At 68.3% G+C, this 21,776-nt stretch carries 22 protein-coding genes and 1 pseudogene; 18 read left to right on the forward strand and 5 right to left on the reverse strand.

Annotation, left to right across the window (positions count from 1 at the left end; all coding sequences use genetic code 11):
* Positions 1–3: 3 nt before the first annotated feature.
* The 6 genes from BM249_RS11195 (at position 4) to BM249_RS11220 (ending at position 6,327) form a co-directional block, all read left to right on the forward strand.
* Positions 4–1,287 (forward strand): DotG/IcmE/VirB10 family type IV secretion system protein, encoded by a 1,284-nt coding sequence (locus tag BM249_RS11195; protein ID WP_091971931.1) that lies wholly within the window; start codon positions 4–6, stop codon positions 1,285–1,287.
* The gene (locus tag BM249_RS11200) at positions 1,284–1,538 is read left to right on the forward strand and encodes a hypothetical protein (RefSeq protein ID WP_091971933.1); all 255 of its coding nucleotides are present in this window, start codon (positions 1,284–1,286) and stop codon (positions 1,536–1,538) included. Before BM249_RS11195 ends, BM249_RS11200 begins: the two co-directional genes overlap by 4 nt.
* A gap of 208 nt (positions 1,539–1,746) precedes the next feature.
* The gene (locus tag BM249_RS21970) at positions 1,747–2,019 is read left to right on the forward strand and encodes a hypothetical protein (RefSeq protein ID WP_244528706.1); all 273 of its coding nucleotides are present in this window, start codon (positions 1,747–1,749) and stop codon (positions 2,017–2,019) included.
* Positions 2,016–5,003: a hypothetical protein gene (locus tag BM249_RS11210; RefSeq protein WP_091971937.1), complete on the forward strand. Its 2,988-nt coding sequence runs from the start codon at positions 2,016–2,018 to the stop codon at positions 5,001–5,003. Before BM249_RS21970 ends, BM249_RS11210 begins: the two co-directional genes overlap by 4 nt.
* Positions 5,004–5,017: 14 nt before the next feature.
* Positions 5,018–5,416, forward strand: a complete 399-nt coding sequence (locus BM249_RS11215) for a hypothetical protein (protein ID WP_244528707.1) — start codon at positions 5,018–5,020, stop codon at positions 5,414–5,416.
* A gap of 587 nt (positions 5,417–6,003) precedes the next feature.
* On the forward strand, positions 6,004–6,327 hold the full coding sequence (locus BM249_RS11220; RefSeq protein ID WP_091971941.1) for an ArsR/SmtB family transcription factor: 324 nt from the start codon (positions 6,004–6,006) through the stop codon (positions 6,325–6,327).
* 6 nt (positions 6,328–6,333) lie between these two features.
* On the opposite strand, the gene BM249_RS11225 is transcribed toward BM249_RS11220, so the two are convergent.
* Positions 6,334–7,650, reverse strand: coding sequence for an ATP-binding protein (locus BM249_RS11225; protein WP_091971943.1), 1,317 nt, complete (start codon positions 7,648–7,650; stop codon positions 6,334–6,336).
* A complete protein-coding gene (locus BM249_RS11230; RefSeq protein WP_091945327.1) occupies positions 7,647–8,309 on the reverse strand; it encodes a response regulator in 663 nt (220 codons plus the stop codon). The genes BM249_RS11225 and BM249_RS11230 overlap by 4 nt, the downstream gene beginning before the upstream one ends.
* 102 nt (positions 8,310–8,411) lie before the next feature.
* On the opposite strand from BM249_RS11230, the gene dsbD reads away from it, so the two are divergent.
* The 9 genes and pseudogenes from dsbD to BM249_RS11275 all read left to right on the forward strand — a co-directional run bounded on the left by dsbD (position 8,412) and on the right by BM249_RS11275 (position 15,387).
* Positions 8,412–10,151 carry a protein-disulfide reductase DsbD gene (gene dsbD / locus BM249_RS11235; protein WP_091971945.1) on the forward strand — a complete coding sequence of 580 codons (1,740 nt, stop codon included), beginning with the start codon at positions 8,412–8,414 and terminating at the stop codon, positions 10,149–10,151.
* A gap of 40 nt (positions 10,152–10,191) precedes the next feature.
* The gene (locus BM249_RS11240) at positions 10,192–10,827 is read left to right on the forward strand and encodes a DsbA family protein (RefSeq protein ID WP_091971946.1); all 636 of its coding nucleotides are present in this window, start codon (positions 10,192–10,194) and stop codon (positions 10,825–10,827) included.
* Positions 10,827–11,675 (forward strand): L,D-transpeptidase, encoded by an 849-nt coding sequence (locus BM249_RS11245; protein ID WP_091971948.1) that lies wholly within the window; start codon positions 10,827–10,829, stop codon positions 11,673–11,675. The genes BM249_RS11240 and BM249_RS11245 overlap by 1 nt, the downstream gene beginning before the upstream one ends.
* Positions 11,662–12,123 carry a DsrE family protein gene (locus tag BM249_RS11250; protein ID WP_091971951.1) on the forward strand — a complete coding sequence of 154 codons (462 nt, stop codon included), beginning with the start codon at positions 11,662–11,664 and terminating at the stop codon, positions 12,121–12,123. Before BM249_RS11245 ends, BM249_RS11250 begins: the two co-directional genes overlap by 14 nt.
* 251 nt (positions 12,124–12,374) lie before the next feature.
* On the forward strand, positions 12,375–12,800 hold the full coding sequence (locus BM249_RS11255) for a YeeE/YedE family protein (protein WP_091971953.1): 426 nt from the start codon (positions 12,375–12,377) through the stop codon (positions 12,798–12,800).
* Positions 12,801–12,803: 3 nt separating this feature from the next.
* Complete coding sequence (locus tag BM249_RS11260; protein WP_091971955.1) at positions 12,804–13,250, forward strand: YeeE/YedE family protein; 447 nt, start codon at positions 12,804–12,806, stop codon at positions 13,248–13,250.
* Positions 13,247–14,056, forward strand: a pseudogene (locus BM249_RS11265) (sulfite exporter TauE/SafE family protein). Before BM249_RS11260 ends, BM249_RS11265 begins: the two are co-directional and overlap by 4 nt.
* 21 nt (positions 14,057–14,077) lie before the next feature.
* Positions 14,078–14,989, forward strand: a complete 912-nt coding sequence (locus tag BM249_RS11270; protein WP_091971957.1) for an MBL fold metallo-hydrolase — start codon at positions 14,078–14,080, stop codon at positions 14,987–14,989.
* 11 nt (positions 14,990–15,000) lie between these two features.
* On the forward strand, positions 15,001–15,387 hold the full coding sequence (locus BM249_RS11275; RefSeq protein ID WP_091972092.1) for a rhodanese-like domain-containing protein: 387 nt from the start codon (positions 15,001–15,003) through the stop codon (positions 15,385–15,387).
* A gap of 218 nt (positions 15,388–15,605) precedes the next feature.
* Here BM249_RS11275 and BM249_RS11280 read toward each other — a convergent pair whose 3' ends face one another.
* Complete coding sequence (locus BM249_RS11280; protein WP_244528718.1) at positions 15,606–16,907, reverse strand: IS701 family transposase; 1,302 nt, start codon at positions 16,905–16,907, stop codon at positions 15,606–15,608.
* A 139-nt stretch (positions 16,908–17,046) separates the two neighbouring features.
* On the opposite strand from BM249_RS11280, the gene BM249_RS11285 reads away from it, so the two are divergent.
* Entirely contained in the window at positions 17,047–17,997 is a 951-nt protein-coding gene (locus BM249_RS11285) for an IS481 family transposase (RefSeq protein ID WP_091971959.1), read from the forward strand.
* Between the two features lie 100 nt (positions 17,998–18,097).
* On the opposite strand, the gene cydB is transcribed toward BM249_RS11285, so the two are convergent.
* The gene (gene cydB, locus BM249_RS11295; protein WP_091945299.1) at positions 18,098–19,108 is read right to left on the reverse strand and encodes a cytochrome d ubiquinol oxidase subunit II; all 1,011 of its coding nucleotides are present in this window, start codon (positions 19,106–19,108) and stop codon (positions 18,098–18,100) included.
* Positions 19,109–19,121: 13 nt separating this feature from the next.
* On the reverse strand, positions 19,122–20,546 hold the full coding sequence (locus BM249_RS11300) for a cytochrome ubiquinol oxidase subunit I (RefSeq protein ID WP_091971961.1): 1,425 nt from the start codon (positions 20,544–20,546) through the stop codon (positions 19,122–19,124).
* A gap of 189 nt (positions 20,547–20,735) precedes the next feature.
* Here BM249_RS11300 and BM249_RS11305 point away from each other — a divergent pair, with 189 nt between their 5' ends.
* Positions 20,736–21,386 carry a peroxiredoxin gene (locus BM249_RS11305; protein ID WP_091971963.1) on the forward strand — a complete coding sequence of 217 codons (651 nt, stop codon included), beginning with the start codon at positions 20,736–20,738 and terminating at the stop codon, positions 21,384–21,386.
* Positions 21,386–21,775, forward strand: a complete 390-nt coding sequence (locus tag BM249_RS11310) for an ArsR/SmtB family transcription factor (protein WP_091971965.1) — start codon at positions 21,386–21,388, stop codon at positions 21,773–21,775. The genes BM249_RS11305 and BM249_RS11310 overlap by 1 nt, the downstream gene beginning before the upstream one ends.
* The last annotated feature ends 1 nt before the right edge of the window (position 21,776 follow it).

Below are 21,776 nucleotides of genomic sequence, written 5' to 3' on the forward strand. Positions count from 1 at the left end.
GGTATGCTCGATACCAAACAAACGGCCGCCCTCGGCGGTGTCGTCCTGATGGTGGCGCTCGGCTCCGCGGCCTTCATCCTGTCGGAGGCGCCGGGCGTCGATAAGGGCATCGGGGGCGCCTCCGAGATCCGGGGTCAGACGCCCAATCCGCCCAACAACATGATGAAGCCGGTGGGCAAGGCGGAGGCTGATCGGCGGGCGGGCGTGAACCAACAAGCCGCCGACGAGAAGGCCGGAGCCGGCAAACCCTATGTTGCCCCGGCCGTGATCGCGGAGAGCCGCGGCGCGACGCTGGGCGAGTTGCCGGACGCGGCCCCGGAAAAGCCGGCCGAGCCCGCCCCGGCCCCGGTGCCGGAGAAGATCGTCTACCGCGACCGCGAGGTTGTCCACACCGTCTACAAGGATGCGCCGGTTCAGCCGACGGCCGATCCCGAGCAGGTCGCGGCGATCAACGAGCAGATCAAGGCGCTGCTCAAGCCGAACCCCGGCGGCTTCCTCGTGCGCTCCTTCGCCAAGGGCGAGCGGGAAAAGCCCCCCGAGGCGCGGGCCGCCGCGGCCCCGGTCGAGACCGGGCCGTTCGGGCCCGGCATCCGCCACGCCACCGTGGCGCGCGCCGGCGACGTCGCCTACGCGGTGCTGGACCGCGGGTTCAACTCGGACGATCCGGCGGCGCCGATCTTCGCCACCATCGTCGATCTTGACGAGCGCCAGCAGCCGGGTCCCCTCAACGGGATCCGGCTGATGGGCCAGATCGTCTATACGCAGACCCAAGCCTCGATCCGCTTCACCACGATGATCCTGCAGGACGGTCGCCAGGGGCCGATGCAGGCGATCGCGATCACCGTCGATCAGGCCCGGACCGGCGTAGCCGAGGATGTCGACAACCACGTGCTCGAGCGCTACGGCGGCCTCGTCGTCGCCGGGCTGATTCAGGGCGTCGGCCAGGTCGGCCAGCAGCTGACGCAGCTCAACACCGACACGACCTTCGGCGACGGCTTCGCCGTCCAGTCCGGCCGCAAGATCAACTGGCTGACCGCCGGCATGGGGGCGGCCGCGCCGGTGGGGCAGGCGATGTCGGCCGCGGCGGCGCGCTCGTTCAGCCGCCCCCCGACCCTGTCCTCGTCGGTGAACTTCCCCATCGGCATCGTCTTCCTTCAGCCGGTCGTGGTGCCCCTCGACGCCGCCCGCGTCGCGGCCGGGGCCGGGACGGGCTACGGGCCCGATCCGGCCTACGGCGCCGGCTACCGGCCGGAGACCCTGCCGGCCAGCTACGCGAGGCGGCCATGACCGGCTCGAAGGGGATCGCCGACGTTCTGCGCGGGCTGATCGACAGCATACCCGCGCTCGCATGGCTGCTCGTCGTCGGAGCGGGCGTGGCCGGCATCGGCATGGCCGGCTACGCGATGGTGCGGGTCTATCAGGCGAACGCCAGCGGCGACGGCACCGCCGGCAACTGGGTCGTGGCCGTCATCATCGGCAGCGCGATGACCTGCGTCACGCTCCTGATCGGCCAGATCTCCTTCTACTTCGCCGATTAGGGGCGCCGTCATGGAAGCGATCGACCACCTCACGGCCAATGTCGCCGATCATCTCATCGAACACCCCATGGTAAGCCAGTACGCCATCATCGCCACCTTCTTTATTGGCGGCTTGGCTGTGTTTTGGGCGCCAGCCTGGGCCCGCCTCGTCTGCTCCGACCGAAGCTTGCAACGGATCCTTAGTTTCGGGGGGAGGGCGCTGGGTACGTTGCTGTCTTTGACGGGCCTGATCTACGGCTACATCGCGGCGGGCCGGGGTAGCTTTATCGCGTCCCAGCCGGTGATGAATGTATACTACCCGGCCAGCATCATGCTGTCGTGCGCGGCCATCGTGTTCGCCGGGTTCCAGGTTTACTGCGCCCTGTTCGTCCGGCCCGCTCCTCTGCTGCGGGCGGTCGTACCGGGCATTCTCGGCGCCTGGCTCCTCGCCCTGGCGGTGCCGGTCTACCAGTTCACCGTCCTGCTGGGGCTCGGCCAGTGAGGACGGCCGACAAGTTCTGCGACCTTGCCGGTTTCGATCCGGAGCGCGGCGAGGCGGTCGTTTACGCCCATGACGGCTCGCAGCTCACCCTGATCGAGATCGACGGCACCCGGTCCATCGTCTCGGGCGAGGACTACCTCCACAACGTCGTCGAGCGCTTCGCGGGCGGGATCGCGCAGATCCTGAAGCGGCCCGGCCACCAGATCACGATCTCCTACGAGTCCTCGCTCAACACGGCCAAGATCCTCGATCCGTTCGTGCAGCAGCAGGGCCGGCGCGCCCGGCAGAAGGGTCTTTCGGTCGAGGCGCTGATCGAGGAGGGCCGCACGGTACTGGAGGGCCGGTCGCGCTCGGAAACGATCCTGCTCGCCGCCTGGACCCGGCCCTCGGCCGGCGCCGCCGACGAGGTGCGCAAGGAGCAGAAGGCGAACCGCAAGGCCTGGCAGGAGCTGCCGCCGGCGCGCGACGCACAGAACCCCTACCTGCATCTCGGATCGATCGCCGGCCCGCACGGCGCCTTCGTGCGCCGGATCATGGAGGCGCTCGGCGAGGCCCGCCTGCAGGGCCGGGTACTCTCGCCCAACGACAAGGGGCGCCGCCGCGACCTGGAGCAGATCCGGGCGGCCGTCCTCTACCACGAGACGCCCGACGGCTGGACGCCCTACGGGCCGGGCACCCGGCGCTATCCCGGCGCCAAGGAGCGGCACGACGACGACGTCTCGGAGTTCTTCACGCCCACCGTCGCCCGCCAGATCATGACGTCGAACGCCGAGGCCGCCAACAACATGCGGGCCCTCGACCTCGGCGGGCGCCGTTATGCGCTCGCCGTGATGCGGATGTTCCCCTCCACGCTCCTGCCGTTCAACCGGCTGCTGGAGACCCTGCTGGAGTCCTCCAGCAAGACCGCCGACATGCCGTTCCGGGTCTGCTTTCACCTCGAGGCTTTGCGCGACAACGATGTCGGTTTCCGCCTGCGCAAGGTCCTGGCCGGGCTCCTCGCCTTCGCGAGCCCGACCAACAAGAACCTGTTCCGGGCGCTGCGTGAGTTGGAGGACGTGGTCGACAAGGACGGCGAGGCGATCGTCAAGGGCCGCGTCATCGCCACGACCTGGACCGAACCGGGCGAGGATCCGGGCCTGCTGGAGCGGCGCCGCTCCTACCTGATGAGCGGGATGATGACCTGGGGCGAGGCGGTGATGACCGACGCCCCCCACAATCCCCTGCGCGCCCTGTGCGAGACGGTCGCCGGCATGACGGTGCAGGCGGAGGTGCCGCCGGGATCGATCGCGCCGCTCGGCGACCTCGCGGCGCTGATGCCGTTCCACCGCACCGCGCCGATCTTCAAGCAGGGCCAGAGCATGCTGCTGACGCCCGACGGCAAGCCGATGCCCTACGAGGCGCTGTCGGCCGAGCAGCTGTTCTGGCTCACCCTGATCTACGCCACGCCCGGCTCGGGCAAGTCGGTGCTGATGAACCGGCTCAACGTCGAGTTCGCGGCCTTCAGCGCCGGGGCGGCCCTGCCGTTCATCGGCGTGATCGACGTCGGCGTCAGCTCGTCGGGCTTCATCGAGCTGCTGCGCAACGCCTTGCCGCCCGAGCGGCGGCACGAGGCGTTCTACGTGCGGCCGCTGAACCACCCCGATTATGCGGTCAATCCGTTCGATCTCGGGCTCGGCCGACGGCTGCCGCTCGATCGCGAGCGCACCTTCATCGAGAACTTCCTGGCGACGCTCCTCAACGTGTCGTCACCGGAGGCAGCGCTCCTGATCCCGCGCCTCATCACCCGGGTGTTCCAGATCAAGAGCGACCTGCAATTCTCGTCCTCGCCGTCGATCTACCAGCCCAACGTCGATCCCGAGATCGACCGGCTGCTGGCCGATCATCGGATTCCGGTCGGGAACAAGGTCCAGTGGTGGCGTCTCGTCGACGCGTTCGTCGAGCGGCGGCTTTACACGGCGGCCCAGCGGGCGCAGCGCTACGCCACGCCGATCCTGGAGGATCTCGCCCGGGTGCTCGGCGAGCCGATCATGGCTCAAGACTTCACGCCCGAGTTGATCCGCCAGGCCCAGCGCGCGCTGGAGAGCGCGATCGAGAAGTATCCGATCTTCGCCCGGCCGACCCGCCTCGATGTCGGCGAGGCGCGGGTGGTGTCGATCGACGTGCAGGACGTGGCCCTGCGCCACAAGTCGCCGGAGGCCGAGCGCAACAACGCGCTCATGTTCCTGATCTCCCGGCACATCTACCTGTCGAAGATCTCCGGCTTCGCCGAGGAAATCCCGAAGATGGATCTGCCCTCGGACGAGGCCCTGCGAGCGGAATACGTCCGCTACTGGGAGGCGCGCTACCACGAGATCGCCGAGACGCCCAAGCGCCTGTGCATGGACGAGTATCACCTGACCGGCGGCGTCGAGACCATCGCCAGCCAAGTGAAGAGCGACGCCCGCGAGGGCCGCAAATGGGGCCTCGAGCTGATCCTGGTCTCGCAGTTGCTCGCCGACTTCGACACGCTGGCCGACATGGCCTCGACGGTCATGGTGCTCAACGCCGACTCCAACGAGATCCGCGAGGAGGCGCGCCGCGTCTTCGGCTTCGATCTGGCCGTGAAGAGCGCGCTGGAACGCCAGGTCCACGGCCCGCAGGGCCGGCGGGGTGCCAACCTGCTGACGCGGTTCAAGCTACGCGAGGAAGAGCGCTGGATCGTCCTGAACAATTCGCTCGGCCCCAGGATGCTGTGGGCCCTGACCACCAAGGCGGAGGACCGCCTAGTGCGAGACGAGCTGTACCGCCGGATGGCGGTCAACGATGCGCTGCGCATCCTGGCAACCCGCTTTCCCGATGGCACCGCCATCGAGGCATGGGGCCGGGTGGCCGCGCTGGCGCGGTTCGGAGAGGACCGGATCGCCAAGACGATCGTCGATGGAGTCCTGGGGGAGATCATGAGCGAAGCTCGGCCTCCGATCGACCGATCCAGAACCGCAGCATGACCATGGAGGCTCCTGTGCAAGTCAAGGATATGCAGTACCGCGTCCTCGCGAGTGTGACGATGTTCAGCCTGGGCATACTGCCGGCCTGGGCTCAAACCACCACCGGCGATCCGACGGCACCGCTCGATATCCTCAAGACGGCCCGGCAGAAGGCGTCCAACTCGGCGCTCAACGCCAGCAGCATCGCGACCGGCGGCAACAACGCCGGCATCGTGTTCACGATCCTGTTCGCGGTGGTCGGCATTGCCTTGGCCGGCATCTCGGGGGTGAAGCTCTATAAGTCCTCGCAGGACGACAACGCCCGCGAGGATGCCGGCCGGTCCCTGGTCGGGCTCGTCGTCGGCTCGGGCATCACCATCCTCGGCGTCATCATCGGCGTCATAACCACCTACATGACCGGCAGCGGCACCTGACAACCGCAGGGTGGAGCTCGTAGCTCCACCCGATTCCCTTGTACACGGAAGCGGACCTTCCGCTTCCGTCCCCTCCCGGTCATCCCATCTGCGAGCCGGCAATCCCCGCTGCTGACCCATAGCGGCCCCTCCACACTGCGGCCTTCGTCGTCCGCTACGATGCGGGAAGCGGACCTCGTAAAAGTACTCAAGGGCTCGCTGGTCGGGCGGATGCGGCGCGTGCCGTGAACCCTGCGAACAAGATCACCAACATCAGCGCCTTGTCGCTGCTGCCAGTGCCGACGCGTAGCTGTTGATAGCCGAGCCAGTGATCTGACTTCGAACACCAAAGCTCCGCACTGCGGCAACTTAGAGTAAATAGGGGCCGCCATCGCTAAGGCGGTCCTTAGTTGTTGCTACCGGTTTAAATCACCCCCGTAGTGGCTCTGCCTGGCCACTTCGGGAACGACGGTAGCAAGGGGCACCGGTGAGCCGCGATGGCCTTCTGGGCGAAGCCGCAGAAGGATGACAAGGAAGTGCGCGCAGCTGGTGACTTCATATTAGAATTACCTAAATAAGGTAATTCTGACATACTGGAGCATCAACCGATGGACGCCGTCACGCCGATTGACCTGATGCGCCTGCAGGACAAGGCGGCCGACGCGGCCCGCCTGCTGCGTCTCCTCGCCAACGAGAAGCGGTTGCTGATCCTGTGCCTGCTGGTCGCCCGCGGCGAGATGGACGTGACTAGTCTCGCCGAGGAGGTCGAGCTCAGCCAATCGGCCCTTTCGCAGCACCTCGCCAAGCTGCGCGAGGACGGGTTGGTCGCCTTCCGGCGCGAGAGCCAGACGATCCACTACCGGCTGGAGGACCCCAGGGCCGCGCGGGTGCTGGCGACCCTCAAGGACATCTTCTGCCCGGAGCTCGGCTGACCGGTCTCAGCCCGGGACGATCTCAGCCTCAAGCCCCGGGCGATCAGTTCGGTTGCGCAGACGAAGGCTGAGGCCACTTCGGCGGGACGCCATCTCGGCGATGGCGAGGCCGAGGCCGCTACCCGTCGCGCTCTTGTGGCGTCCCCGGAAGAACCGTGTCGTGACGTGGGGCAACTCGTCTTCCGGGATGCCCGGCCCCTCGTCGCGGACGACGACCCCCCCGCCATCCGGCCGGGCGGCCCACGCCACCGTGCCCGTCTCCATGTGCTGCACGGCGTTCTCGTGCAAATTCCGGACGGCGAGGCGCAAGCCCTCCGGGTCGGCCCGCAGCATGTAGCCCCGTAGCCCCGGGTCGATCTGAGTTCGAACCCCGGGTGGCGTCCGCATCCCCTCCACGGTCTCCGTCACCAGCGCACCGACGTCGACCTCCGCGAGGGAAGGCGCTTCCCCGGCGGCATCGAGCCGGGCGGCGTCGAGCAACTGGCGGACGAGGCGCGTGGTCCGGTCGACGGCCGCCAGGATCTGGCGCAAAGCCGCCTTCGCCACGTCCGGGTCGGTGGCAGCCATGGCGACCTGGGCCTGGACCTTGAGGCCGGCGAGCGGTGTTCGCAGCTCGTGCGCGGCGAAGGCCGTCACCTCCCGTTCGTGCCGGCGTGCCGATTCGACCTTGAGGAATAGCCCGTTCAGGGCGTCGGCCAGGGGACGCACCTCCGCCGGCGCCAGATTTGTGTCGATCGCACTCATGTCGTCGGCGCCGCGACCTGCCAGGTCCCGCGCCATCAGTCGCAAGGGACGCAAGCCCCGCCCGAGGCTCGCCCAGATCAGCATACCGAGCAGCGGCACCATCAGGATGGCGGGCGTAACCAGGCCTATGATGAGGTCGGTGACGAGGCGCTCACGGAGGCCAAGACGGTCACCCACCATGACCCGCACGCCTCTCTCGGCGTCCTCCACCGTGAAGACACGCCAGGTCTCGCCATCGACCTCGCGCTGCGAGAAGCCCGCCGGCGCGTCGGTCAGGCGCCGCTCCGGGGCCCCGGTCGACCGTGCGACCATGCGTCCGTCGAGCGACCAGATCTGGCAGGAAAGCTGCCGCTCGTAGGCCGTCGGGGCCGGGAAGGTTCGGCCCCCCCCGTTCGGGTCCGTGCCGCCGACCGCGCCCACCAGGGAGTTGACCATGCGGGCAGCTTCCTGCAGGCGGTTGTCGAGGACCTGTTCCACCTCGCGCTTCGAGCCGAGGTAGATCCAGGCGACCGCGCTGAGCCAGATCAGGCCGGTGGCCAGGACGAGGATGGCGAAAAGCCTGACGCGCAGCGACCTCATGCGGGTGCCCTCATCCGGTATCCGAGGCCTCGGACCGTCTCGATGGCGTGCTTGCCGATCTTGGCGCGCAGGTTGTGCACATGGACCTCGACCGCGTTGCTCTCGACCTCCTCCTGCCAGCCGTAGAGCCGCTCCTCCAGCTCGGCTTTGGACCGAAGCACGTCAGGTCGTTCCATGAGGGCCGCCAGAACCATCACCTCGCGCCGGGAGACGGCGACCGGCACACCGTCGACGGTGACGGCGAGGCTGCCGGGGTCGAGCCGGATGCCACCGTGCTCAAGGATCGCCGCGGCCCGACCCGAGGCCCTCCGGACGACGGCGCGGATGCGGGCGGAGAGCTCGTCGAGGTCGAAGGGCTTGCCGAGGTAGTCGTCGGCGCCACCGTCGAGCCCGGCGATCCGGTCCGACACGGCGTCCCGGGCCGTCAGCAGGACGACCGGCGTCCGGTCGTTCCGTCGCCGAAGCCCCCGCAACACGTCGAGGCCAGAGCCGTCGGGCAGCATCAGGTCGAGCACGATGGCCGAGAAAGCGCTCGTGGCCAGCGCCGCCTCGGCGTCGGCGCAGGTCGCGACGCAATCGACCGTCGCCCCGCCCAGGCCCAAGCCAGCCCGGAGCCCGTCCGACAGGATGGTGTCGTCCTCGACGACGAGGATGCGCATGCGTGTCTCCCTTCACCGCCCCCATCCTCCGGGCACCGCTTAAGCCTGGCTTAAGCTGCGTTTCCGACCCGCGGCGGGCCGATCCGAGCCCGGACCCCGCCCATGCCGAACGTGTTCACCCACCTCATCGTCGCCGCCCTGGTCTGGACCGGCTCCTCGCCGTGGTCGCCTGGGCAGTGCCGCGAGCCCGGTGCGCGGCCGACGCCCTTCACCGTCGATGCGGCCCGTGACCCCGACCTCTCGCTGCGCATGCGATGGACCATCGCCCCCGGCACCTACCTCTACCGCGACAAGATCGCCGCCACCGACGCGAGCGGCAGGGAGCTTCCTGTCAGCACCCAGCCCGGCGAGACCAAGGACGACCCCAACTTCGGGCCGACGGAAGTCTATCACGGCGCGACGGAGGCCATCGTGCCAGGCGCGGCTCTCGCGGGGGTGCGTGAGGTGCGCGTCACCTATCAAGGCTGTGCCGAGAAGGGCATCTGCTACCCGCCGATCAACAAGGTCATCGAGGTGCCCGCGCCAGGTCCGCAGGCGACCGCCGCGACGCCGGCAACGGACGCGCAGCCCGAGCCCGACAGGGGCCTGCTCTCGGGTCACCTCGCGGGCGTCCTGGCGACCTTCCTCGGGCTCGGCCTGCTCCTGGCCTTCACCCCGTGCGTGCTCCCGATGGTCCCGGTGCTGGCGGGCATGCTGGCCCGGTCCGGGGAGTGGCTCTCGGCCGGACGAGGTTTCGTCCTCTCCGGCACCTACGTGCTCGCGATGGCGCTGGCCTACGGAACGCTTGGCGTGGCGGCGGCATGGTTCGGGCGCAACCTCCAGGTCGCGCTCCAGACTCCCGTTGCGCTCGGGCTCCTCGCCGCAGCCTTTGTCGCCCTGGCGCTGTCGATGTTCGGGGCCTTCGACCTGGCGCTGCCGTCCGGTGCCGCCGGCCGGCTGTCGCGCCTGAGCGGGCGTCGGCTCGGCGCGCTCGGCGCCGCCGCCGTCATGGGCTTCACCTCCGCCTTGATCGTCGGGCCCTGCGTGACGCCGCCACTCGCTGCGGCCCTCCTCTACGTCGCCCAGACCGGCGACGTGGCGCGCGGCGCCGCCGCCCTGTTCGCGCTCGGCCTCGGCATGGGCCTACCGCTGATCGCGTTCGGGACGTTCGGGGCGGGTATCCTGCCGAAGTCAGGCCCATGGCTCGTCGTTGCCAAGCAGGCCTTCGGGGTGGTCTTCCTCGCATTGGCCATCACCATGGTCTCGCGCCTCGTGCCGTCCGAAGTCTCCCTCGTTCTCTGGGGCGCGCTGGCGATCGGCATCGGCGCGTTCGTCGGGGCGTTCGACGTCGTCACGGCGGGCGCCGCGGGCCGGCTGGGCAAGGGCGCCGGTATCGTTGCCGTGACCTACGGTTGCGCCCTCGTCGTCGGAGCCGCGGGCGGCGGGACCGACCCGCTCCGGCCGCTCGCCGGCCTCGGCTGGGCGCAGGCGGTCCACGTCGAGGAGAGCCGTACGGTCTCCTCCGTCCCGGCGTTCGAGGCTGCCCTCGCGGCGGCCCGTACCGAGGGCAAGCCGGTGCTCGTCGAGTTCGCCGCCGATTGGTGCACCGTCTGCAAGACGAACGAGCGGACGGTCCTGGCCGATGCCGGCATCCGGACGAGACTGAAGGCCGTCTCGGTCATCCGCGCCGACGTCACCCGCGACGACGATGCCACCCGTGCCCTGATGCGGCGCTTCGAGGTCGTCGGACCGCCGACCCTCATCCTGATGCGCCCCGACGGCGGCGAGGTCCGTGAGGCCCGCACCGAGGGCGAGCTCACGGTCGATGACCTGAAGCGCCGCCTCGCCCTCGTCGGCGCCTGAGTCGCTCCCTTTCGGAAAAGCGACTTTCACGGAGAACACCATGGACCGCAGGACCCTGCTCGCCCTTCTGCCCGCCGTCGCGCTCGCGCCCGCCCTGCTTTCGCTGGCGCCCCCCATCGAGGAGGCTTTCGCGCAGGGCGTCGACCCGAACGCGATCCTCAACGACCCCGAGGTGCCGGTCTCGGGCAACCCAAAGGGTGACCTGACCATCGTCGCCTTCCTCGATTACAACTGCCCCTTCTGCAAGAAGGCCGAGCCCGACCTCACCCGCTTGGTGAAGGCGGACGGGCGCATCCGCCTCGTCTACAAGGACTGGCCGATCCTCGGGGACGCCTCCGTCTACGGCGCCCAGCTCGCCCTCGCGGCGAAGTACCAGGGCCGCTACGACGAAGTGCACCGCGCGCTCATGGCGATCCCGGGTCGCAAGATTCCCAAGGAGCGGATGCTGGAGGCGGTGGCCACCTCGGGCGTCGACGTCGGCCGCCTGGAAGAGGACCGGAAGGCGCACCAAGCCGAGATCGCGGCCCTGCTCCAGCGCAACCTCGACCAGGCCGACGCCCTGGGCCTCCAGGGAACCCCGGTCTTCCTGATCGGCCAGCTCAAGGTCGCGGCGGCCCTCGATTACGACGGCTTCAGGCAGGCGGTCGCCCAGGCCCGAGCGCGGGGTCGCTCGTGATGCCGCGGCCCCTCCGCCTCACCACGTTGATAGCGCTCGCCTCGGCGCTCGGCGCCTGCTCGACCTCGCAGGGGGCTCCGGCCCCCGTCGCGGAAGCCCGGCCGCAGATCGCCCCGGAGGTCTTGCGCCGGTACGCCGCCGTCACGGACGAACCCTTCCCGGTGGAGGCGGTCGACCCGCGCGACCTCAAGGCGCGCAACGTCCGCCAGTTGGTCAACTACCCGTCGAAGGAGCCGCCCGGCACCCTCGTGGTCGATCCCTACAGGCGCTTCCTCTACCTCGTCATGGAGGGCGGCAAGGCGATGCGCTACGCGGTCGGGGTGGGCAAGGCCGGCTTCGAGTTCACGGGCGAGGCGACCGTCGCCCGCAAGGCGTCCTGGCCACGCTGGACGCCGACGCCCGACATGCTCCGGCGTGATCCGGAGCGGAACGGGCGCTGGGCCGGCGGCATGCCGGGCGGCGACAGGAACCCGCTCGGCGCCAGGGCGCTGTACCTGTTCAAGGACGGGAAGGACACGCTCTACCGCATCCACGGCACGACGGAGCCCTGGAGCATCGGCGAGGCGGTGTCCTCGGGATGCATCCGCATGCTGAACCAGGACGTGATCGACCTGCACCGGCGCGTTCCCACCGGCACGAAGGTGGTGGTGCTCGGGTCCCGAGGCACCGTCCACGCCCCACGGCCAAAAGCGCCGGAGACGACGGGCAGCCTCCGGTACGGCGCATCCGCCGGACTGATGCCGGACGACGGCCTCGATCATGCGGGGCTCGACAACCGATCGCGCAACGCGTCGGAAGCACCCGAGCCTCCGGCCTACGACAGGGAGGCGGACGATGACGGTCTTTAGGAGCCTGATGATCGCGGTCGTGCTTGCGACCCTGTGCGTAGGGGCGGCCCATGCCGGCTCGGAGGCGCCGGCCGGGTACTACGCCGACCAGAAGGTGGTCTACCACAATGACGGCGGCCCCGACGGAGCCACCTACTTCAAGCGCCTGCTCGGCAACCTGCGCAACCACGTCGAGGCCGTGGGCAAGGCCCATGTCGAGATCCGCGTGGTGAGCCACGGCGACGGGGTCGCGCTCTTCCAGGCGGCCGCGAACGACAAGGAGGTCGCCGCCCGCATCGATGCCCTCAAGGGGATGGGCGTTCGGTTCCTCATCTGCGCCAACACTTTGCGCGAACGGAAGATCGACCGTGGCACGCTCTACGGCGTCACCGAGGACGACGTCGTGCCGAGCGGTGTCGCCGAACTGGCGCGGCTGCAGGGCATGGGGTTCGCCTATATCCATCCCTGAGCTGGTCGAACGGGGAAAGACGATCCTCCCGTCGGCATCGACGCCACGCCATCGATGGCGTCTGCACAAACGCGAAGGCGTCCGCGCGCCATCGCCCCCCCAGCGCTTCCCAAATTAGGCCATCGATTTCACGCTTGCAGTTTCATTAGTGAATGCTAAATAAGAGATTCCTAATGTAACAACTCGGCAGGGGAGGACGTCCCTTGCAGCCAGCCGGGCATCCCCCGGACCACCACCTGGGAGTGACCACCATGGATGGCTTCACGCCTGTCAGCGCCCTCGCCGGCGGGGCCTTGATCGGCACCTCCGCGGCTTTGTTCCTGCTCCTTAACGGACGGATCGCCGGCATCAGCGGCATTCTCGGCGGCCTCCTAACCCCGCCGTCTCGCGAGACGGGCTGGCGCGCCGCCTTCGTGGCAGGACTCGTCCTGGCGCCGTTCGCCTACGCCGGCCTGGGTGGCAGCCTGCCGCCGGTGACGGTGGATGCCTCGTTCCCGCTGCTCGCCGTCGCCGGCCTGCTGGTCGGGTTCGGATCGCGCCTCGGTGCCGGCTGCACGAGCGGCCACGGGGTCTGCGGCATCGGCCGTGGCTCGCTCCGCTCCGTGGTCGCCACCGGCACCTTCATGGCCGTCGCCATCCTGACCGTCCTCGTCGTGCGCCATCTCATCGGAGCCTGAGCCATGGCCAAGATCGTCTCCGCCTTCGCCGTTGGCCTCCTGTTCGGCCTCGGCCTCCTCGTCTCCGGAATGGCCGATCCGGCCAAGGTCCTCGTCTTCCTCGACGTGACCGGGCGCTGGGACCCGAGCCTCGCCTTCGTGATGGCTGGCGCCGTCGCGATCTCGGCGACGGGCTATCTCGTGGCGCGGCGCCGTGGGCGGCCGTTGCTCGCCTCGCGGCTTGAGATCCCGACCCGGCGCGACCTCGACCCGCGCCTGATCGTCGGCGCCGCGGTGTTCGGCATCGGCTGGGGCCTCGCCGGCCTGTGCCCGGGGCCGGCGCTCACCCTGCTGACGGTCGCACCGGCGCAAGCGGTGACCTTCGTCGTCGCCATGGTCGTCGGGATGCTGGCGTTTCGCCTTCTCCCGGCGGCAGCCCCGAAGCCGGCGATCCAGGGAGCCGACGCATGACGCCCGGCCTGCTGACATCCGGCCTCGCGGCAGGCTTGGGCGGGGTCGTCGGCGTGATCCTCGGCCTCGTCGGCCGGGGTGGCTCGATCCTCGCGGTTCCGCTCCTGACCTACGTCATCGGCGTGGCCTCGCCACACGTGGCGATCGGCACCAGCGCCCTGGCGGTGTTGGTCAGCGCAGCCGGCAACCTCGTCCCGCAATGGCGGGCCTGGAACGTGAACTGGCGATGCGCGGCGGCGTTCTCGGTCGCTGGCGTCCTCGGCGCGCTGGCCGGCTCGGTCGCCGCGCAGGCGGTCGACGGGTAGAGCCTCCTGGCCCTGTTCGGCGTCGTAATGCTGGTGGTCGGGGGCCTGATGCTGCGCAAGCGGCGCGGCGATGGCGACCCCGAGGTGCGCCTGACCAAGGCCAGTGCCCCGGTGCTCCTGCCTTGGCTGCTCGGCATAGGCTTCGCCGTCGGCCTGTTCTCCGGCTTCTTCGGCATCGGCGGAGGATTCCTCATCGTGCCGGGCCTGATGCTGGCGACGTCGATGCCGCTGCCCATGGCCATCGGCACCTCACTGGTCGCGGTCAGCGCCTTCGGGGCGGCGACCGCGGCGAGCTACGCCGCCTCCGGCCTGATCGACTGGCCGTTGGCCGGGCTGTTCATCCTGGGAGGGGTGCTCGGCGGCCTCGCCGGCACGCGCCTCGGCCAGCGGCTCGCTGGGCGCAAGCGCGCCCTGACCGTTACCTTCGCCGGCCTCGTCATCCTGTTCGGCCTCTACGTCGTCGCCCGCGGGGCCTTGCCACTCCTCGGCTCCATCACCTGAACCCGAAAGAGGAGGCGTTTCATTTCGGACCAGACCATCGAAGCCCTGCGCGGGCATCCCATCGTGACCGGCTTCCATGACGAGCCGACCGGCAGCATTCAGTACGTCGTCACGGACCCCGAGACGAAAAGCTGCGCCATCATCGATCCGGTGCTCGACTTCGACCCGAAGTCCGGCGCGACCGCGACCCGCTCCGCCGATGCTCTGCTCGCCCACATCGAGCGCGAGCGCTACGAACTGGAGTGGGTCCTCGACACCCACCCGCACGCCGACCACTTCTCGGCGGCCGGCTACCTGCACGACAAGACCGGCGTCCCGACCGCCATCGGCGAGAAGGTCGTCGACGTGCAGCGGCTCTGGAAGGGGCTCTACAACCTGCCCGACACGTTCCGGACCGACGGTTCGCAGTGGTCGCGACTCTTCGCCGACGGCGAGCGCTTCCGGATCGGCGACCTCGACGTCGAGGTGATGTTCACGCCCGGCCACACCCTGGCCTCCATCGCCTACCGGATCGGCGACGCCGCCTTCATCCACGACACGCTGTTCATGCCCGACAGCGGCTCGGCGCGGGCCGACTTCCCGGGCGGCAGCGCGCATGCACTCTGGCGCAGCATCCAGCGCATCATGGCCCTGCCGGACGAGACGCGGCTCTTCACCGGGCACGATTACCGCCCGGATGGGCGCGAGGCGGCGTGGGAGAGCACGGTCGCCCGGCAGCGGGCGGAAAACCCGCACCTGGTCGAGACCCCGACCGAGGTGGCGTTCGTCCGCATGCGCGAGGCACGCGACCGCGAACTTCCGATGCCCAAGCTCATCCTGCATTCCCTGCAGGTGAACATCCGAGGCGGCCGCCTGCCCGAGCCCGAGGCGAACGGCAGGCGTTACCTGAAGATCCCGCTGGACGCCCTCGACGGAGCGGCCTGGGGCGAGTGACGGAGGAAGCCATGACCATGAGAAGCGCGAAGGACTTGGTGGCGGAAGCCAACCGCGAGGTGGAGACCTTGTCGGCCGAGGAGGCGCTCGCCCGCCTCGGCCAGCCCGACACGATGCTCGTCGACGTGCGCGAAGGCGAGGAATTGGCCAAGACCGGCAGGATCGCCGGCGCGGTCCATGTGCCGCGAGGCTTTCTGGAGTTTCAGGCCGACCCGGAAAGCCCGACCCACAAGGCCGAGCTCGGCGGCGGCAGGCGCCTGGTTCTCTACTGTGCCTCCGGCAATCGCTCGGCCCTGGCCGCGAAGACGCTCAACGACATGGGCCTGGGCCCGGTCGCCCATGTCGCCGGTGGTTTCCCCGCTCTGGCCAAGGCAGGGGCATCGGTCGATCCTGCCTGAACACCCGCTCGCCGGTCAGGCGGGGCGGGCAAGCCGCGGATTTGGCGTCCGTCACCGGTCGAGGACGCGGAGGGCCGTGCCGAGGGCGAGCAGGCACCGAGCGCGACCGCCAGGATCGTGCGAGTCAGAAAAGACCATCGTCGTGGATATCGTATCCGGGGCGGTGGTCTAGCACTACTTTGGCAGATTGGTTTCAGGGTGGCAGGTTGAGATCGGCGTTACAGTGCGGACATCGTCGCGCTGGAGGCCGACTGAGGTGATCCAGGATGGCCTGCCGGATCGCCGGCATCGAGGGCTGGGGCGGTGGGCAGGCGATTCTTTTTTTTCCGCCCCATCGCTGCGAGGCGCCGGGATTGGAGGAAGGCGTAGGCCATCATCGTCATCAGCGCGTGCCGATGCAACCCGGTCCAGGATCGGCCCTCGAAGTGATCGAGGCCGAGTTCCTCCTTCATCTGCTGGTGGGCCTGCTCGCAGATCCAGCGCGCCTTGATCGTTGCTGCCAGCTGCTTGAGGGTGGCCTCGGCCGGCAGGTTCGAGAGATAGTACTTGCGCTCGCCCGAGCCACGCTCCTCGCGGACCAGCCAAACCTCGTCGCCGGGCAGATGCTGATTGCCCATTGCGCCGATCCTCTGGGTCGGGCCATCGGCCATCCGAACGCGCAGCGCGCAAAAGCGAGCCCGCAGCCGGCCCTTGGTGCCGCGCCGCCAGGTCACAGATCGGCCGGTCATGTCCGCGAGGATCGTCTCCGCTGCGACCGAGACCTGATCCGGGACGTGACGCTTGCGCGGTCGCCCCCGTCCCGCGACGGGGAAGATCATCGTCACGGCGGCCGGGTAAACTTTGTTGCGTCCCGAGATCCCGACGGCCCAGCTCAGGCCACGCGCGCTCAGGGCCTGCCGGAACGGGGCGGACCCATATCCTGCATCGGCCAGCACGCAGCCGAAGCGTACGCCGCCCTCCCGGACCCGATCGATCTCCGCGACCGCAATCTCCAGCTTGGTGCGGGCCGCGCGCAGGCCCTCGGGTACGCCGGCCGATACCATCCGATCCGGGTCGCTCGTCCAGGTCTCGGGCAGGAACAGCGCCAGACCGACCGCGACTGGGACCTCGCCGCGTGCCAGCGTGAGCGATACCAGCGTCTGGCAGTTGGCGGTCTTGCCCAGCGTCGTCGCGTATTGCGGCGCCACTCCGACCGAGCGGTCGCCCTTCTTCGGCAAGGCGGTGTCATCGACGACCAGGACCGCATCCAGGCCGCCGACGAGGCGATCGGCCTCGCCGAGCAGCGCCCGCTTCAGCGGCGCCGCATCCCAGATCCCGGCCGCGATGAAGTGGTGCAGCCGGTCGTAGGGCACCCCCTCGGCCCGGGCCGCCATCGGCTGAACGCTCTTGCGATCACCGAGGCCGATCAACCCGGCCACATAGAGCGGGCACATCGCCCGGCGTGCTGGATGGGACAGCCCCGCCAGGAATGGCTGCAGCCACCGATCCAGATCCTCACGCCATCCGCCAGCACCCGACATCGTGCGCACCCACGCTCATGGCCATGGCATGCGAATCCACGAAAATCTCCCGCGTTCCTTCAATCTGCCAAAGTAGTTCTAGGTGTTTGATCCCGCAGTGTGGTGATACGGTTGAGCCCCATGCTGCGAGGGAAGCGCTATGGGCCAGGTTCTCCATGGAAGCGCCACCACGACGGAGGCAGTCCGTCGCGCGATCCAGTTACGTGAAGAGAGCGTAAGAGCACTGGCCAAGCGCTACGGTGTCAGTCCGACGACGGTGCAGAAATGGCGCAAGCGGACGACGACGGCGGATGCCCGGATGGGACCCAAGGAGCCGCGCTCCACCGTCCTCACGCCTGAGGAGGAGGCGATCATCGTCGCCTTTCGGCGTCACACCCTGCTTCCCCTCGACGATTGCCTCTACGGTCTCCAGCCGACGATTCCGCACCTGACCCGATCTTCGCTGCATCGCTGTCTGGAACGGCACGGGATCAGCCGACTGCCCGAGATCGACGGCGACAAACCCAAGAAGCAGCGCTTCGCGAGCTACGCCATCGGTTACGTCCACATCGATATTGCTGAGGTCAGCACGGCTGAAGGCAAGCTTAGGCTGTTCGTGGCCATCGACCGAACCAGTAAGTTCGCCTTCGTGCGGCTGGTCGAAAGCGCCGGCAAGATGGAGGCTGCTCAGTTCCTACGCGACTTCATCGAGGCAGTGCCCTACCGCATACACACGGTTCTCACGGACAACGGCATTCAGTTCACGTCACGCCAGCGAGATATCTACGACAGTCAGCACATCTTCGACCGTGTCTGCGACGAGCATGACATCGAGCACCGCCTGACCAAGGTGAACCACCCTTGGACCAACGGGCAAGTCGAGCGGATGAACCGAACGATCAAGGACGCGACGGTCAAACGCTACCACTACGACAGTCATGATCAGCTTCGAACACACCTGCATCTGTTCGTCGATGCCTACAATCACGCCCGCAGGCTCAAGACCCTGCGTGGCCTGACACCCACCGAGTTCATCCTCAATGCCTGGACGAAAGAACCCGACCGCTTCAGGATCGACCCGTCACACCTCATTCCGGGACCATACACCTAGCGCCCCATCGATTTGAGCATCCATCGCAGCGGCAGAGCCACGGCCGTCAAACTCGCGACGCTCATCACCCAGAACAGGACAAACCATCCGAACCGACGCATCAGTGATACCCCGCTCCCGCCGTGACCTTGCCGCGGAACAGCCAGTAGACGTAGGCCGTGTACGTCAGCACCAGCGGGATAAGGATCGCAGCGCCGTAGAGTAGGAAGGCTTGGGACTTCGGATGGGTCGCGGCTTGCCAAATCGTAATGCTCGGTGGGACGATGTGGGGCCACATGCTGATTCCGAAACCGAGATAGGAGAGCAGGAAGAAGCCGAGAGCACATAGGAACGGCGAGAGTTCCTCCCGGCGCGCGAGTGCATGGGCGAAGCGCCAGGCGAGCAGACCGACGAGGATCGGAACTGGCGCCCCGATCAGCATGCCGGGCAGGTTGAGCCAGCGGTCCCGGAATGGCCCGCTGATGGCGAGCATCGTCGCCGACACGACCGCGATGCCGACGAGGGTGGCCAAGCCCAGGGGCTTGGCGAGGCGGTAGGCGCGGATCTGCAACTCGCCCCCGGTCTTCCAGATCAGCCAGCAAGCACCGAGCAGCCCGTAGCCGACGACGAGGGCGATGCCGGTGAGTAGGGAGAACGGCGTCAGCCAGTCCCACCAGCCGCCGGCATAGGCCCGCCCCTCGACCCGGATGCCCTGGACGAAAGCGCCGAGCGCGATGCCCTGGCAGAAGGCCGCCACGAAGCTGCCCCAGGAAAACGCGCGGTCCCACCAGAGCTGGCCGCGGGGCGTGGCGGCGCGAAAGCGCATCTCGAAGGCGACGCCGCGGAACACCAGAGCGAGCAGCATCAGGATGAGCGGCATGTAGAGCGCCGGCAGAATGGTGGCGTAGGCCAGCGGAAAGGCTGCGAACAATCCACCGCCGCCGAGCACGAGCCAGGTCTCGTTGCCGTCCCAGACGGGGGCCACGGAGTTGACCATCACGTCACGGTCGGACTTGCTCCGGATGGCAGGGAACAGGATGCCGAGGCCGAGATCGAACCCGTCCATGGCGACGTAAAGGAACACCGCCGTGGCGATCAGGACCGCCCAGATCAGGGTGAGATCGAGTTCCATCGCAAGCCTCTCCTCACTCGGCTGGATGCAGGCGGGGTTCGGCCACGACAGCCGGCGCGGCGGTGATGCCGGCGGTGCGAACCGGTTGGTCGGCCGATGGGCCGGGTTCGTGCGGGTGCGGTGCTTGGTTGAACAGGTGGAACAGGTACCAGATTCCCGCTCCGAAAACGGCGAAGTAGACCACCGCGAAGGCCGCGAGCGAGGCCGCGACGGCCGGCGCGGCGATGGGTGAGACGCTGTCGGCGGTGCGCAGCAGGCCGTAGACCGTGAAGGGCTGTCGCCCGGCCTCCGTCACGACCCAGCCGGCGGTCACGGCGATCAGGCCGGACGGCCCCATCGCCACGGCGAAGCGGTGCAGCCACGGCTCGTCGTAGAGCCGGCCCTTCCGGCGCAGGTAGAGCGACAGCCCGCCCAGCGCGATCATCAGGAGGCCGAGGCCGACCATCACTCGGAAGGCCCAGAACACCAGCGGCAGGTTCGTCGGCCACGTGTTGCGCGGCAGATCGTTCAGGCCGGTCACCTTCGCGTCGAGGTCGTGGGCGAGGTAGAGGCTGGCGAGGCCGGGGATGCCGATCTCGTACCTGGTCTCCCGCGCCTGGGCGTCCGGCCAGCCGAACAGGATCGAGGGGGCGCGGGCCACGCTCTCGAAATGGCCTTCCATCGCGGCCACTTTGGCCGGCTGGTGATGGTAGGTGTTGCCGCCGTGCAAGTCGCCGAGCACGAGTTGCACCGGGGCGACGAGCGCCGCCATCCACATCGCCATGGAGAACATCAGCCGGGCGCGGGGATTGGCGCGGTCCCGCAGGAGATGCCACGCGCCCACCGCGCCGACGATCATCGCGGTGGTAAGGTAGGCGGCGGTGACGGTGTGGGCGAAGCGGTAGGGGAAGGACGGATTGAAGATGACCGCCCACCAATCCTCGGGCACGAAGCGGCCGTCCGCATCGAGGACATGCCCGGCGGGCGTCTGCATCCACGAATTGGCCGAGAGAATCCAGAAGGCCGAGAGCAGCGTGCCGCCCGCCACCAAGCCGGTCGCCAGGAAGTGCAGCCGGCGCCCGACCCGCTCCAGGCCGAACAGCATCACGCCGAGGAAGCCCGCTTCGAGGAAGAAGGCAGTGAGCACCTCGTAGCCGAGCAGCGGCCCGAGCACAGGCGCGGTCCGGTCGGAGAAGACCGACCAATTGGTGCCGAACTGGTAGCTCATCACCAGCCCGGAAACGACGCCCATGGCGAAGGCGACGGCGAAGATCTTCAGCCAGTATCGGTAGGTGTCGAGATAGATGTCCCGGTCGGTCGCGAGCCAGAAAGCCTCCAGCACGGCGAGGTAGCTCGCCAGCCCGATGGTGAAGGCCGGGAACAGGAAGTGCCACACGACCGTGAAGGCGAACTGCGCGCGGGCGAGATCCAATGCGCTCGGGAGAAGATCGGCCGACATCGCTTCTGCCTCCTGCCTGGCATGACGTCTGTAGCCAGTTGGCCCAGACCAAGCTGACACGTTCTCGTCCCGCGCCCCCGCGCTGTCAATTCATTTTATAAAAAACATTCTTCATATGGCAAAACCATATATTGAAACGTTCGGACCCTTTGCGTAGCTTCTCCCGCATCACGCAACGAGCATCCATTGATGAGCATCGAAATCGATTCCGAAGTCGCCCGACCGCAACCCGCCGCCCCGCCGATCATCGGCGACGCTGCGCCAAATTTCCGCGCTCGAACCACGATGGGACCACGCACGCTCGCATCCTATCGCGGGCGCTGGCTGCTGCTGTTTTCGCATCCGGCCGACTTCACTCCCGTCTGCACCAGCGAATTCGTCGCCTTCGCGCAGTACCATGCACAGTTCCAGGCACTGAATTGCGACTTGCTCGCCCTATCCGTCGACAGCCTGTCCTCGCACTTGGCTTGGACCCAGAGCATCGCGCAGCGCTTCGGCGTCCAAGTCCCGTTCCCGATCATCGAGGATCCGGCCATGGGAATCGCGCGCGCCTACGGCATGCTGCCCGCCGGGGCTCTATCGAGCGCCACAGTTCGGACCACCTTCGTGATAGACCCAGCCGGCATCGTGCGCGCCCTGATCGCTTATCCCCTGACTGTGGGGCGCAGCGTCGCCGAGATCCTGCGGCTGCTCCAGGCCCTCCAAGTGAGCGACGCGGCCGATGTCTCGACACCGGAGGGCTGGCAGCCGGACGAGCCGGTATTGGCAAATCCACCGACCACCAGCGAGGAGGTCGGAGCCTGTGGGACCGACTGGTACTATCGCTTGGGCAGTCTGTGATGGCGTCCGCAACTGACGAGGCGACCGCGGACCGGGTCGCCGATCTGCTTAAGCTGATCGCCAACCCCAACCGCCTGCGTATCCTCTCACTTCTGAAGCAAGGCGAGTGCTCCGTCTCGGAGATCGAGCAAAACCTAAGTATCCGGCAGCCGACACTCTCGCAGCAACTGGGTGAGCTGCGCAACGCGGCGGTCGTTGCAACGCGGAGAGAGCACAAGGTCGTGTTTTACAGCCTGAGCGACCCGCGGATGCACGCGTTGTTGGAGGCGGTCGAGGATATTCTCGTGGCCGGTCGCACCCACCGGCCCGGCCCGGCACGCCTTACCGACGCCCGGACTGGGGCATTCGGTCAGGCTGCGCAGTTCGGACAGATCGGAGACGAGCCATGAG

The organism is Methylobacterium gossipiicola, assembly GCF_900113485.1.
Taxonomy (GTDB): Bacteria; Pseudomonadota; Alphaproteobacteria; order Rhizobiales; family Beijerinckiaceae; genus Methylobacterium; species Methylobacterium gossipiicola.